Source organism: Roseivirga sp. E12 (genome assembly GCF_017592825.1).
GTDB lineage: Bacteria > Bacteroidota > Bacteroidia > Cytophagales > Cyclobacteriaceae > Roseivirga.
In genome coordinates, this window is record NZ_JAGFMD010000001.1 from 928,704 (window position 1) to 941,496 (window position 12,793).

General features: G+C 41.5%; 15 protein-coding genes. 11 read left to right on the forward strand and 4 right to left on the reverse strand.

Going from position 1 to position 12,793, the window contains the following annotated elements:
- The first annotated feature begins 37 nt into the window (after positions 1 to 37).
- The 4 genes from J4E76_RS03990 to J4E76_RS04005 all read left to right on the forward strand — a co-directional run bounded on the left by J4E76_RS03990 (position 38) and on the right by J4E76_RS04005 (position 2,925).
- Positions 38 to 466 carry a hypothetical protein gene (locus tag J4E76_RS03990; protein ID WP_208501415.1) on the forward strand — a complete coding sequence of 143 codons (429 nt, stop codon included), beginning with the start codon at positions 38 to 40 and terminating at the stop codon, positions 464 to 466.
- Between the two features lie 105 nt (positions 467 to 571).
- Positions 572 to 1,552: a S41 family peptidase gene (locus tag J4E76_RS03995; RefSeq protein ID WP_208501417.1), complete on the forward strand. Its 981-nt coding sequence runs from the start codon at positions 572 to 574 to the stop codon at positions 1,550 to 1,552.
- Between the two features lie 51 nt (positions 1,553 to 1,603).
- On the forward strand, positions 1,604 to 2,143 hold the full coding sequence (locus J4E76_RS04000) for a dihydrofolate reductase family protein (protein ID WP_208501419.1): 540 nt from the start codon (positions 1,604 to 1,606) through the stop codon (positions 2,141 to 2,143).
- Between the two features lie 116 nt (positions 2,144 to 2,259).
- Positions 2,260 to 2,925, forward strand: coding sequence for a helix-turn-helix domain-containing protein (locus J4E76_RS04005; RefSeq protein WP_208501421.1), 666 nt, complete (start codon positions 2,260 to 2,262; stop codon positions 2,923 to 2,925).
- Between the two features lie 150 nt (positions 2,926 to 3,075).
- Here J4E76_RS04005 and J4E76_RS04010 read toward each other — a convergent pair whose 3' ends face one another.
- Positions 3,076 to 4,566 (reverse strand): YfcC family protein, encoded by a 1,491-nt coding sequence (locus tag J4E76_RS04010; RefSeq protein ID WP_208501423.1) that lies wholly within the window; start codon positions 4,564 to 4,566, stop codon positions 3,076 to 3,078.
- Between the two features lie 253 nt (positions 4,567 to 4,819).
- Between J4E76_RS04010 and J4E76_RS04015 the strand changes: the two genes are divergently transcribed.
- From J4E76_RS04015 to J4E76_RS04050, 7 genes are all read left to right on the forward strand, one after another.
- Positions 4,820 to 5,011: a cold-shock protein gene (locus J4E76_RS04015; RefSeq protein ID WP_208501425.1), complete on the forward strand. Its 192-nt coding sequence runs from the start codon at positions 4,820 to 4,822 to the stop codon at positions 5,009 to 5,011.
- Between the two features lie 158 nt (positions 5,012 to 5,169).
- Positions 5,170 to 6,306, forward strand: coding sequence for a Re/Si-specific NAD(P)(+) transhydrogenase subunit alpha (locus tag J4E76_RS04020; protein ID WP_208501427.1), 1,137 nt, complete (start codon positions 5,170 to 5,172; stop codon positions 6,304 to 6,306).
- A gap of 3 nt (positions 6,307 to 6,309) precedes the next feature.
- Positions 6,310 to 6,621 carry an NAD(P) transhydrogenase subunit alpha gene (locus J4E76_RS04025; protein WP_208501429.1) on the forward strand — a complete coding sequence of 104 codons (312 nt, stop codon included), beginning with the start codon at positions 6,310 to 6,312 and terminating at the stop codon, positions 6,619 to 6,621.
- A gap of 4 nt (positions 6,622 to 6,625) precedes the next feature.
- Positions 6,626 to 8,035, forward strand: a complete 1,410-nt coding sequence (locus J4E76_RS04030; RefSeq protein ID WP_208502708.1) for an NAD(P)(+) transhydrogenase (Re/Si-specific) subunit beta — start codon at positions 6,626 to 6,628, stop codon at positions 8,033 to 8,035.
- Positions 8,036 to 8,038: 3 nt separating this feature from the next.
- On the forward strand, positions 8,039 to 8,377 hold the full coding sequence (locus tag J4E76_RS04035; RefSeq protein WP_208501431.1) for a n-acetylglutamate synthase: 339 nt from the start codon (positions 8,039 to 8,041) through the stop codon (positions 8,375 to 8,377).
- A gap of 612 nt (positions 8,378 to 8,989) precedes the next feature.
- On the forward strand, positions 8,990 to 9,187 hold the full coding sequence (locus tag J4E76_RS04045; RefSeq protein WP_208501433.1) for a YwbE family protein: 198 nt from the start codon (positions 8,990 to 8,992) through the stop codon (positions 9,185 to 9,187).
- A 6-nt stretch (positions 9,188 to 9,193) separates the two neighbouring features.
- Positions 9,194 to 9,877: a pseudouridine synthase gene (locus tag J4E76_RS04050; protein WP_208501435.1), complete on the forward strand. Its 684-nt coding sequence runs from the start codon at positions 9,194 to 9,196 to the stop codon at positions 9,875 to 9,877.
- On the opposite strand, the gene ppk2 (J4E76_RS04055) is transcribed toward J4E76_RS04050, so the two are convergent.
- The 3 genes from ppk2 (J4E76_RS04055) to J4E76_RS04065 form a co-directional block, all read right to left on the reverse strand.
- Positions 9,874 to 10,665 carry a polyphosphate kinase 2 gene (gene ppk2, locus J4E76_RS04055; protein ID WP_208501437.1) on the reverse strand — a complete coding sequence of 264 codons (792 nt, stop codon included), beginning with the start codon at positions 10,663 to 10,665 and terminating at the stop codon, positions 9,874 to 9,876. The two genes, J4E76_RS04050 and ppk2 (J4E76_RS04055), sit on opposite strands and share 4 nt — an antisense overlap.
- Positions 10,666 to 11,565 (reverse strand): polyphosphate kinase 2, encoded by a 900-nt coding sequence (ppk2, locus tag J4E76_RS04060; protein WP_208501439.1) that lies wholly within the window; start codon positions 11,563 to 11,565, stop codon positions 10,666 to 10,668.
- Between the two features lie 101 nt (positions 11,566 to 11,666).
- Positions 11,667 to 12,719, reverse strand: a complete 1,053-nt coding sequence (locus J4E76_RS04065; protein WP_208501440.1) for a DUF1573 domain-containing protein — start codon at positions 12,717 to 12,719, stop codon at positions 11,667 to 11,669.
- Between the last annotated feature and the right edge of the window lie 74 nt (positions 12,720 to 12,793).

Genomic DNA, 12,793 nt, shown 5'->3' on the forward strand with positions numbered 1-12,793 from the left:
TTTGCCACAAGAAGATTGGTTAAAAACTCAATCTGAAATGAAGAAAATTCTCTCTACTTCCCTAATCGTTTTATGTCTTTCAGGCTGCATCGGCTACGGCAATGGCATTATGTCCTACGCCATCAATGGCAGTTCTTCCAAAGACAGAAACTTCACCCAAGAAGAACTCGATAAGATCGAAATCTTCTTTGGAGTCAACACAAAACCTTCCCAGCCCTATATTCAACTCTCTTACCTCGAGGCAACAGGTGAACATGCCGCCTCAATGGATGAGCTTGTTCTATTGCTTAAAAAGGAAGCCGCTAAATATGGAGCTGATGCTATTATTGAAGTCAGCAGAATCGCTGAGGCCAGAGAAGCTGGCTCAGTGGTATTCACAGAAGGAAATTATGTCTATGATGCTATGGTACTTACTGGTATCGCAGTAAAATATACTGAGAAGGCTAAAAAACTTGGTGGCAAATAACAGCACGATAATTGCTTATTACTTTAAAGAAATGATATCTACTAATTATTAATTAATTTCTCTTTCTGAATCATTGAGAAAGATTCAACTCAACCAATGACAACTATGGATAGACTAAGTAAATTTGCAATAATAGTCTCTTTCAATCTGGTAATTGTAAGTTGTCAACCCGAAGAATTCACTCCAGTATTCGACCGGCCTGGAAATGAGTTGGAAGACTATCTCAAATCCACAATAAACCTGATGCAAATCAACTCTATTAATAGGAAAACTATTGACTGGGATAATCTGCGGACCAGAGTATTAAATGTGATGGGAACAGACAGTCTTATATCCGAGGCAAACGCTCCGCTTAAAGAGGCGCTTCGCTTGCTCAATGACAATCATAGTCTTATAGTAAGGCCAGATGGCACTCACCTATTTGCTCGCACTGTCGGTTGCTCAGGAACTAATGCTAATACTCATAATCTACCCGACAATATTGGCTATGTAAAGGTCAGGACGTTCAGTGGCAGCTCTGATACTCAAGAGGGTCAGTTTTACATACAGGAAATTAGAAACCAAATAAGAGCACAGGACAAGGAAAACCTAATTGGATGGGTAGTTGATATTCGGGGCAACCTGGGTGGCAGTATGTATCCGATGATTGCAGGTATTGGCCCTATTTTAGGTGAGGGTACCGCAGGTCATTTCATTGACCCTGATGGGTCTGCCACAACTTGGGGATATACAGATCACAAATCTACATTAGATGGAAGACCTGTCGCAGAAGCAAGTGACAGATACGAACTCCTTAATTCAACACCCAGAGTCGCTGTACTTATTGATGGCGCGGTGGCTAGTTCGGGAGAAGCAGTAGCCATTAGCTTTATTGGAAGAGAAGACACCAAACTGTTTGGCTCAGCCTCTTGTGGTGCTAGTACAGCCAACAAAAGTTTCACACTTAAGGATGACTCATCGTTACACCTTACTGTGTCTTATATGGCAGACCGTAATACGAACAAGTTCGGTGAGGAGATAATACCAGACCAAGTCAGCTCACCTGAAAAGATTGTTGAAGATGTCGTTGTTTGGATGAATCAGTGAGACATTAGAATTTCATTTTTCCTATCTTAGAACGAACGCAAGTTTCTAGATATGGAGAAGAAAAACAGTGTTTACATTGGGACAAGTCTTGACGGCTATATAGCCGATTCAGACGGAAAAATTGATTTCTTAGACACCTTTACATTCCCTGAAGGTGAAGACATGGGCTACTATGCTTTTATGGATCGCATTGATGCCCTGGTCATGGGACGCGTTACATTTGAGACAGTCTTAGGTTTTAATGTTCCATGGCCTTACCAAAAGCCTGTTTACGTGCTAAGTAATACACTGGAACAACTTCCTGCAGATTATGAAGACAAAGCCCACCTGATTAAAGGACCACTTAAGGAAGTGCTTGCGAATATTCACAAACAAGGGCATTCACGACTGTACATTGATGGAGGAAGTACAATTCAAAGCTTTCTAAAGGAAGACCTCATTGATGAAATGATCATCACAACCATCCCAGTCTTGGTAGGTGGTGGTCACCCCCTATTTGGCGAAGTGAATCAAACTCTCATTTTTGAGTGTGCTAACACACAGCGATTTGCAGACAAGGTTGTTCAAAATCGATTTCTTCGGATCAAATAAGTCAAAGCCTGCATTAGAGGCACCTTTCTCAAGGTGACGTAGAGATGACGGTATCATGTCGTAAGAAACTATTCACCTACAATCTACTTTTGCTCTAGACGATAACTACAATTGATATGAACACCAATACTTTAGCAAAGAGATTAAGAGAATTCAGAGTTCTTAGAGGAATGTCACAAGAGTTTCTCGCTGAAGAATCACAAGTCAGCCTAAGAACTATTCAGAGAATAGAGAATGAAGAATCAATACCCACTGGTGAGACTATAAAGAGGATATCCACAGCACTTGATGTCGAAATGCACGAGCTTGTAGGTACTGACACTGCTACCCCAACCAGTGACCTAAAGGGAACGATTGTCTACTTGAAAAGGCAACTATCTAAAACACACGTCAAATCTGAACAGCGTACCCTGAAAAGGTTTATTACTATTCTTGTCGACTTAAAATCAAAGGAACTAAGTAAAGAAAAGCAGGGAGAGATTGAGGCATATATTGTGTTTTTAGAACTCGATAAAATCCCCTCTCACAGCAACGAATTATTTGATGAAAAATTGATAAAATTCAAAAGGTACTTAAAAACTAAACTCAGATATGTTCCTCATCGATTCTATACTGCCATTACGCTAATGTTTGCTATACCTTTCGCAAGTGGTTTTATAGTAAATGATCACTTTGATTTAAATACTAGAATTGGAATTGCCGCTTTAGCGATTACCTTGATAGGTTTAGGCACATTGCTAGATCTAAGAATGAAGAAAAATGGACGCTCGCTTAGATTGTAAGTAGAATCCATATTTAATCTGCCCTATTCTATAGACGTCTTAAGGCTCTTAATCTGTCATAACAACAAGCGTTCACTTGGGGAAGACACAGATGTCGCAGAGTCAAAGAATCACCAAATACCCTTTCTACCCTGAGCATAGCCGAAGGGACTAAAACAAATACCCTACAATCAATATTACTGCTCCTAAAACTGCCAACGGAATCAGCAGTTTGAATACAAACTTTAGCCAGATATTGTAAGGCACATTGACCATGGCCAAAGATGGCAGAATTAGACCGGAGGGGGTAATAAATTGCATTAAGCCAAAGCCGAAGAGATAGGCGTTGACAATCTCCTCTGTTGGTACACCCACAACTACTCCAAGTGCTCCCATAATCGGCATACTCACAAGTGCCAAACCAGAGGATGAACTGATAAAGAAGGCCAGAACAAAAAACACGATCATCAATACTGGTAGAAAAATCAAGGGCGAAGTTCCTGATACCAGGCTTGATGCTTCATTGAGCAAGGTTCCCGATATAAGACCCTCGTTCAATACGATCGTGATCCCTCTTGCCACGCCAATAATCAAGGACACCCCTAGCAAATCTTTTGCACCACTCACAAAGGCTGCTACAAAATCACTTTCTGTAGTTCGTTGAACTACCCCTAGGATGATGGCCGCCAACAAAAACAATGCGGTCATTTCTTCGAACCACCAACCCAATGTAGATACGCCATAGATCATCACCAGAAAGGTCATGGCGAACAAAGCCAAGAGCACCCATGTACCGGTAGTCATACTGCCCGCTTCTACCGACTTCTGTTTACCTTCAAAAGGATTCTTTACCCCTAGGCCATAGAGAATAGATGTTTCTGGATTTAGTTTCACGCGTTCGGCATACCGAACTATGTACCATATTAAGACGATAGACCCGAGCACGAGCATTGCAATTCGACTCTCAATCCCCTCAGTCCAGCTAACACCGGCAGCATCAGAAGCGATTATAGTTCCAAATGGATTGATCAGAGCACCCATCAGCCCGATACAGGAACCACCATAGACGGCCGCAACAGGGACAATTAAGTCATAGCCTGCTGCCAAGAAAATAGGAACAAGAATGGGGTAAAAAGCGATAGTTTCCTCTTGCATACCAAAGGTAGTTCCACCAATCGCGATCAATAGTATTAGTGAGATTATAAGCCACTTCTCCCTACCCTCCATGCGCTTTGCCAATAAACCAACTCCTTTATCCAGCGCACCCGAGTGTTGGAATACTCCAATGAAGCCGCCAATAATCAGAACAAACAGAATAATATCAATTGACTGATAGATTCCCTTAATCGGTGCATACAAGATTTCTCTTAATCCTTGTGGTGCAGAGTCCTGCTCATTATAGGTGTTTGGAATTGAAATTGGTCTTCGAATCTTCCCCTCTTCGAACTTGGAGAGTTCCATATTGAGGCCCAAACTGTCTAAAACCTCTTGATTCGCTGGCAATTCTACCTCATTTGACCCATTTACTAAAAATATTTTTTTGTCATTATCATAGGCCAAAGTGTCAAAACTACCTGCAGGTAGAAGCCATGTTGCCAGAGCGCTAAGAATAATGATAATGTATAAAACTGTGAATGGGGATGGAAACTTGATTCGCTTCATAAAGTGTCTTTAAACGCATTGAGAGATGATTTATCAATCAATACCTATTCTATAGATAAATATAGTGCTTAGTTATTGCAATCAAAGTGACCGAAGAAAAGTCATCGATTTATCAATTTATCCTGTAAAATATTGAACCATAATTACTTCCACCCGTTATCAAGGTGGTTAGCAAGTAGCTAACCTTATTGCGAAATGTGCAGGTTATCAGGAATTTAATCTCTAGCTTGCGCGATTATTAATGAATAACAAAATGAAAGAAGGAACAGTAAAATTTTTCAATGATTCAAAAGGCTTCGGTTTTATCACAGATAGCGAAGACAACAAAGAGTACTTTGTACACGTGTCAGGTCTTATCGATGAAGTTCGTGAAGGCGACAGCGTAACTTTTGATCTCAAAGAAGGTAGAAAAGGCTTAAATGCTGTGGATGTAAAGGTTGCATAAACAGCAAACGAATATATACCACCAAGCCCTGAATTTTATTTAGGGCTTTTTTATGCCCTTTTGTCTCTTAGCAAAGTCTTCCGTTTAAGGAATCTAATAGCCGTCACTTTTTTAACTGCTCAGAATCAATATCTTAGTAAGACTAAAACTTACTATCTATGACCATAGGTCTCTTAAAAGAACCCGAAGGAGAGCATCGGGTAGCATTACTTCCTGAAAGCGTAAAAACATTAATCGATTCAAAAGTCACCGTCCTAGTCGAAAAAAGTGCTGGAGCTTCTGCATTCAGTTCTGATGAAGATTACCAAAATATAGGAGCCACATCTACAACTCGGGAAGATGTACTATCGGCTGATATGATTATCGGCATCAACCCTCCTAGTGATAATGAAATTGATCAGTTAAACGAAGGGCAAACCTTATTGTGCATCTTTCAACCACTTTCCAATAAGTCGCTGGTTGAGAAACTACAGTCCTTAAAGCTTACGAGCTTCAGCCTTGACAATGTACCCAGAACAACAAGAGCACAATCCATGGATGTGCTTTCTTCTATGGCTACAGTGGCAGGATATAAAGCGGTTTTACAAGCTGCTGCAACTGCACCTCGCTTCTTCCCTATGTTTATGACAGCTGCAGGGAGCATTATTCCCTCTAAAGTATTGGTGCTTGGGGCCGGAGTCGCAGGCCTCCAGGCTATTGCCACCGCTCGTAGACTTGGAGCTGTAGTAGAAGCATTCGATGTGAGAGCCGCAGCTGAAGAAGAGGTAAAAAGTTTAGGTGCCAAATTTGTAAAAGTTGAGGGTGCCAAAGACGATGCTGCTGCTGGCGGTTACGCGGTGGAACAAACCGATGAATACAAAGCCAAGCAACAGGCACTCATCCAAGATCACGCTAAGAAAGCCAATATCATTATTAGCACAGCCCAAATACCGGGTAGAAAAGCACCTACACTTATCCTTGCCGATACCGTTGCCAATATGCAGCCTGGTAGCGTTATTGTCGATCTAGCAGCCTCGACAGGTGGTAATTGCCAATTGACTGAAAATGACCAGACCGTTCAGAAGCATGAAGTAACCATTATCGGTAACTCTAACCTTCCCTCCTCCATGCCAATGGACGCTAGCAAAATGTTCGGCAAGAACATTGTCAACCTTTTAAAGCTAATGATCGATGCTGAGGGAGGTCTAAACCTAAATTGGGAAGATGACATCATTGCCAATACCTGCGTAACTCACGATGGAAATATTATGAGCGAACGCGTCAAAAATATTCTTTTCCAAACCGAAACAGCCTAATTCATGCAAGACCTTCTATCACTGTTTTACGAAAACAGGGAATTCATTTTTCTAATTATCGTATCCATTTTTTTAGGAATCGAGGTAATATCAAATGTACCTGCCGTATTGCATACGCCTTTAATGTCGGGCGCCAATGCCATTCATGGTGTGGTCATCATCGGTAGCATTATCATCATGCTCGAGGCCTCTCCAGACAACTACTTTGCACTGATTTTAGGATTCTTTGCCGTAGTCTTGGGCACCCTCAATGTGGTTGGTGGATTTGTGGTCACCAATCGAATGTTAGAGATGTTTAAGAAAAAGGAGAAGTAGCATGATGGAATTACTAGGACTCAGCATTCTCGAACTCTGCTATATCGCAGCTTCAATCACCTTTATCATGGGCCTTAAAATGCTCAGTAGTCCAGATAAAGCAAGGAAAGGAAACCTGATAGCAGCCTACGGTATGGGTATTGCCATTTTAGCCACCATTCTTTTTAAAGAAGAATTGACAGCTGATAAATGGTTGAACTATGCATTGATATTAGCTGGATTGATTGTAGGAACAGTCATCGGAACGCGCATGGCCTTGAAAGTAAAAATGACGGCAATGCCTCAAATGGTATCATTCTTCAATGGTATGGGAGGTGCTTGTGCCGCTGTCATTTCGTTGGTAGAATTTGACCACCTGCTTCATACTGGCAAAGTCGAAATGAGCATGCTGATCGTTATTATACTAGGTCTTATCATTGGTGGAGTTTCTTTCTCAGGAAGTATCATTGCTTATGGTAAACTCGAAGGAAAAATTGGTGACAAAGCACTCCCTGCTGGTCAAGTCATCAATATCGTGCTGTTATTAGTAATGATAGGCCTTGGAGTATTCATTGCCATGGCCGATACTCAGGAAGCTCTATACATCTATATTCTGTTAGGTGTTTCACTTCTCTATGGAGTGCTCTTCGTAATGCCAATCGGAGGTGCTGATATGCCTGTGGTGATTTCATTGTTAAATAGCTTTACTGGTATGGCAGCCGCTCTGGGTGGCTTCCTCTATGGTAATCAGGCAATGCTCACCGGTGGTATCTTAGTAGGTTCTGCCGGTACAATCTTGACAGTGTTGATGTGCACAGCTATGAATCGTTCGCTCACCAATGTACTGATAGGATCATTCGGTGGTGGCGGTGCTGGAGCTTCAGGACAATCAGGAGAACAGGGAACTGTCAAAGAAATATCCGTAACAGATGCAGCTATTTTACTCGCTTATGCGAATAAAGTATCTGTTGTACCTGGCTATGGCTTAGCTGTCGCTCAAGCACAGCACACAGTACATAACCTAGAAAAAATTCTGGATGACAAAGGGGTAGAAATGAACTATGCAATCCACCCTGTAGCAGGCAGGATGCCAGGCCATATGAATGTCCTTCTAGCCGAAGCAGATGTACCATACCCTAAGTTGATGGAGATGGAAGATGCCAATGATGACATGGACAATACGGATGTAGTTTTAGTCATTGGAGCGAATGATGTGGTAAACCCTGCAGCCGAAAACGACCCTTCAAGTCCAATCTACGGTATGCCGATCATTGACGTAATCAAAGCCAAGAACATCATTGTAATGAAACGATCGATGGGCAAAGGTTATGCAGGTATCGAGAACGAGCTCTTCTTTCATGATAAAAACCGAATGCTTTTTGGTGATGCTAAGGACTCATTGGAAAAGCTGATTAGCGAAGTTAAAAACCTATAAGCGTTGATCGATTATAATAACAAGCGTTTCCGGGCCATTCAGAACTCTGAGAATGGTCAGGTCGCTGAAGGCCTGGTTTTTCATTATCACCAAGAAGGGAATGTGCTTTCCTGCAATTACTCTGGGGGTGACATCATTAAAGGACATCTCATTGGACTGGTAGACTCAAATGGAGTGATCGATATGCGGTATCATCAAGTCGATTCCAAAGGCCAACTTATGACGGGTATCTGTACCTCCACTCCTCACCTGATGGAAACCGGCAAAATCAGACTCCATGAATCTTGGCAATGGACTTCTGGTAACTTGTCCAAAGGCACATCTGTTTTAGAAGAGGTATAACCTACACTTTTTTACCCTGAGCGTAGTCGAAGGGACTCTATATTTTATAATCAGAGTCTCTTGCAGAAGACTCTGATTAAGAGAGAGTGATGAAAGTGACATGTTTTATTGTAAAATCGCAAAGCTCAAGCACTCCCTATTCTCACCCTGAGCGCAGCCGAAGGGACTCTACTTTATCATCAGAGTCTCTTTCAGAAGACTCTGATTGAGGGAGATAACGTTAATAGTGAACTAGAGACCCTGAAACAAGTTCTGGGTGACGTTCTCTATTTCTTCGTCATGCTGAACTTGGTTCAGCATCTTATTAATTTCAATTTTATAATCAGAGTCTCTTGCAGAAGACTCTGATTGAGGCAAAGTCATGGAAGATGGAAAGATCAGACTCCATGAATCTTGGCAATGGACTTCTGGTGACCTGTCCAAAGGCACATCTGTTTTAGAAGAAGTTTAACCAGCCCCCTTCTTACCATGAGCGTAGCCGAAGGGACTCTATACTTTATAATCCGAGTCTCTTGCAGAAGACTCTGATTGAGGCAGGGCTTTGTTAGCAAATTCATCCATTATTACTCAGACAAAAGTTAAATCAACTCCTATTCTTTTTAGCTTTGCCAAATGAATGGTCAACTGAGAGAAAACATCCAAATTGGTAGCGAAGTCAACATTGTGCTCAAGAAAGATCAGCGCAGCGGAACGCTCACTCATGGTTTTGTCAAAGATATTCTCACAAGTGCTCCCAAGCATACCCATGGTATCAAAGTGCGTTTAGAGGATGGGCAAATCGGTCGTGTCAAAGAAGTGATTGAGCAATAGCGACCGATGTTAGAGATTCTCTATCAAGACGACTATTTGGTTGCTATAAATAAGCCTCATGGCTTATTGGTGCATCGCTCCCACATTGCCACAAACACCGACACTTTTGCCGTTCAAGAGCTTAGAAACCAGCTAGACAAGCATGTCTATCCCGCACATAGGTTGGATCGAAAAACTTCAGGCGTTCTTCTATTCGCTTTAGACAAACAAGTACTTCCCAAACTACAAGTTCAATTTGCTGAGCATAGCATTGAGAAAACGTATTGGGCCATTTTGAGGGGTTATACAGAAGAGACCGGAACTATAGACTACGCACTCACCAATGACAAAGGGAAATCACAAGATGCAGTCACTCACTACTCAACCTTACAAAAAACTGAAATAGATGTTCCCTTCGGTAAGCACGACACTTCAAGGTATTCGTTGGTGGAGGCGAAACCCACTACGGGAAGAATGCATCAATTGAGGAAGCATTTTGCTCATATTCTGCATCCAATCATCGGAGATCGTCCACATGGTTGTAACAAACAGAACAAACTCTTTCTGGAAAAGTGGAATATGAACACCATGTTACTCCATGCCAAGTCATTACTCCTAGAGCATCCCGTCACAAAACAGCCGCTACTGATTGAAGCAAAGCTTCAAAGCGAGTTCATGAGAATGACGGAAACACTGGGGTTTAAGAACTAGGCTTCTTCTTGGCTGTAAGGAATTGCATCTAACATATGCTGAATCACGTTGACTCTTGCCACAGTCTTCCTATTTGCCTTAAGTATTACCCAAGGCGCTTTTTCGGTATTGGTATGTTCGAACATACGCTCCTTATACTCAGTATAGACATCCCATAACTCTTGAGCTCTGTCATCCACAGGAGACATCTTCCAACGTTTCAGGGGGTTGTTCTTAATGTCTTCGAATCGCTTCTCTTGTTCTTCCTTTGTAATGGAGAAATAGAACTTGATCAAGATGATGCCATCATTGGTGATCATATCTTCGAAGTTGTTCACCTCTGCCATAAATCTCTCATACTCCTCCTGAGTACAAAAGCCATTCACAGGCTCTACAACTGCACGGTTATACCAACTCCTATCGAAGAAGACCATTTCTCCAGGGTTGGGAAGTTTGTTGATGTACCGTTGAAAATACCATTGCCCTCGTTCTTGATCGGTAGGTTTTGGTAGAGCCACTACCTTATAATTCCTTGGATTTAGGTGGTGAGTTGCTCGCCTAATAGCTCCGCCCTTGCCTGCAGCATCTCGTCCCTCAAAAAGGATACAAACTCTTTGGTTATTCTTAATTACCCATTGCTGAAGCTTGATCAGTTCCACCTGAAGGTCTTCCAAGGTTTTTTCAGACTTAACAGTTCTAAGAACTTTATCCGGGTTGATGTTATCACCTTGTTGCAACAGCAACTTAATTCCCAAATTCGAATTAAGAAGCTTCAAGTCTTTTATAGAAAAATTCGGTTGCTCTTCCATTTAAATCAAGTGATAAATTGAACGGTGAAACCTCATAACCACATTAGGATCAGGCAAGACATTGGTATTCGCATTGGCCTTACCTTCATATTCAAACTTTGAAAGCACATGTCTTATAGCCTCTAACCGAGCCTCTTTCTTGGCGTTTGTTTTCAATATGGTCCATGGACTAAAGTTGGTATGCGTTCTAGCAAACATCTGCTCTTTGTAGTAGGTGTAGCTATCCCACATCTCCTGCCCTTTCTCATCTACAGGGCTAAGCTTCCATTGTTTGAGGGGATTATTTCTTCGATCGCCAAAGCGTTTACTTTGCTCCTCTTTATTGATGGAAAACCAGAGCTTGATAACGTGGATTCCATCCTCAAAAAGCATGTGCTCAAACTCAGGTACTTGACGCATGAATTGTTGGTACTGGTCTTCATCACAAAAACCCATAACTGGCTCAACTACAGCCCTGTTATACCAGCTACGGTCAAAGAAAACGACTTCACCGGCATTCGGCAATTCCTTAATATACCTTCTAAAATACCACTGTTTTCTTTCCAAATCTGTCGGCTTATTCAAGGCTACAACTCTCAAAGAACGTGGATTCATATGTTCCACAAAACGCTTGATTGTTCCTCCCTTACCAGCAGCATCTCTTCCCTCGAAAATAACCGCAACCCGTTGACCTGTATCCGCCACCCAACGCTGCCATTTAACTAATTCAATCTGAAGCTGTTCTAATTGATGTTCGTAATCAAGATTACTGAGCGCCTTGTTGAAACTGCGACCTTTTGCCTTTAGAATACGCTCGAGGTCCTCTCTGTTATTGATTTTTGCCAGATCTTCGTTTGTGATCTTTTTATCAACATTGAATTGATCTCTTACGGAATCATCGGTAATAAGGAATTCACTCATTTTTGGCTTCTTTCAGGGGATTCGAAGTTAATAAATTCACGGAAGATATGAAGGTTAGATAGACATGATCTATGTCATATTCCCATCAATTGAACAAGATATTATTTGACGTGCGCCCGAAACGTCAGAACAAGTACTGGTTTTACAGAATCATTAGAGAAAATTGCGAGGGTCTTTCGTTCTAAACCAATCCTATCCGTTGCATTGAATTGCACCCTTAACGATTGTGAGGTTCCACTTTCTATACGCTCTACATCATTATAGACCAGACAGTCACAGTTAGATTCTATCTTTTCTATGATCAATGCTTGCTCTCCTCGGTTGGCAAGTGAAACCGTAACTTCCTTCGTTTGCCCCACTTTCACCACTTTAAAATCATGATTTATTAGATTAGTTGACAACCTCGGTCCAACCGCATTGACATTAGTGCGAGGAATTAGTGTGTATTGCACAGGCAGAACAGTAATCAATTTTCCTTCATTATAAAGCTTTATCTGACGCTTTTGAAAGCCAATAGCACTCTGATCATTTGTAACAAAGTCTATTCTCATTTTCGTAAATGCATTATGGGTCACTTCAGTTGTGGCAAAACTCACCTTAATGGAGTCTCCGGCAGAAAGACTATTAGCTTTTATATTGCTTCCTCCAAGGTTATAGACATCGAAAGTTGCGGATAATGTATCTTCCCTTTGACCTGATTTGAGGTTAAAAACTTCCTCCTTGGCTCTAAACGGAAAATGTATATTTCTATAGGCCTTGAATACATCCAGCTCACTTTGCAAAACCTTAAAGCTCATTTGAAAGCCGTGTAATACCAGATCATTTTGGTCCAAGAGGCGCAACTCATATTCCATATCACCAGCACTGGTCGGTAAAGTGATACTAATGGGTATTTCAATCTCCTCGCCAGAACCGATGGGTCTTTCAAAAGGTTTGAAGCTCAAACTTTCATCACTACTCCATAACTTCACTCTAATGGAGTCATTACTCATGTTGGTCCATGAGAGCGTGCGGTTATAGCGCTTAAATTCACCCTCAACTACTCCCAGGTCAACAAATTCAAGGTTTTGAGCATGACTTACATTAAAGAAAAAAAGGAAGAACCCAAAGAATAGAAAATGGATTAACCTGCTCACTCGCGACCTGAATATCATACTCCTCATTTGATCAGTAAAATTAAACGTTGATTTGTTGAATTGAGCATGCCATTATTATTTAATTTGCCCAA

Coding starts and splice junctions, on each gene's coding strand:
- J4E76_RS04045 (WP_208501433.1), top strand. CDS start 8,990: ATGAATGGTCAACTGAGAGAAAACATCCAAATTGGTAGCGAAGTCAAC.
- J4E76_RS04025 (WP_208501429.1), top strand. CDS start 6,310: ATGCAAGACCTTCTATCACTGTTTTACGAAAACAGGGAATTCATTTTT.
- J4E76_RS03990 (WP_208501415.1), top strand. CDS start 38: ATGAAGAAAATTCTCTCTACTTCCCTAATCGTTTTATGTCTTTCAGGC.
- J4E76_RS04005 (WP_208501421.1), top strand. CDS start 2,260: ATGAACACCAATACTTTAGCAAAGAGATTAAGAGAATTCAGAGTTCTT.
- J4E76_RS04020 (WP_208501427.1), top strand. CDS start 5,170: ATGACCATAGGTCTCTTAAAAGAACCCGAAGGAGAGCATCGGGTAGCA.
- J4E76_RS03995 (WP_208501417.1), top strand. CDS start 572: ATGGATAGACTAAGTAAATTTGCAATAATAGTCTCTTTCAATCTGGTA.
- J4E76_RS04000 (WP_208501419.1), top strand. CDS start 1,604: ATGGAGAAGAAAAACAGTGTTTACATTGGGACAAGTCTTGACGGCTAT.
- J4E76_RS04050 (WP_208501435.1), top strand. CDS start 9,194: ATGTTAGAGATTCTCTATCAAGACGACTATTTGGTTGCTATAAATAAG.
- ppk2 (WP_208501437.1), bottom strand. CDS start 10,665: ATGGAAGAGCAACCGAATTTTTCTATAAAAGACTTGAAGCTTCTTAAT.
- J4E76_RS04030 (WP_208502708.1), top strand. CDS start 6,626: ATGGAATTACTAGGACTCAGCATTCTCGAACTCTGCTATATCGCAGCT.
- J4E76_RS04015 (WP_208501425.1), top strand. CDS start 4,820: ATGAAAGAAGGAACAGTAAAATTTTTCAATGATTCAAAAGGCTTCGGT.
- J4E76_RS04065 (WP_208501440.1), bottom strand. CDS start 12,719: ATGATATTCAGGTCGCGAGTGAGCAGGTTAATCCATTTTCTATTCTTT.
- ppk2 (WP_208501439.1), bottom strand. CDS start 11,565: ATGAGTGAATTCCTTATTACCGATGATTCCGTAAGAGATCAATTCAAT.
- J4E76_RS04010 (WP_208501423.1), bottom strand. CDS start 4,566: ATGAAGCGAATCAAGTTTCCATCCCCATTCACAGTTTTATACATTATC.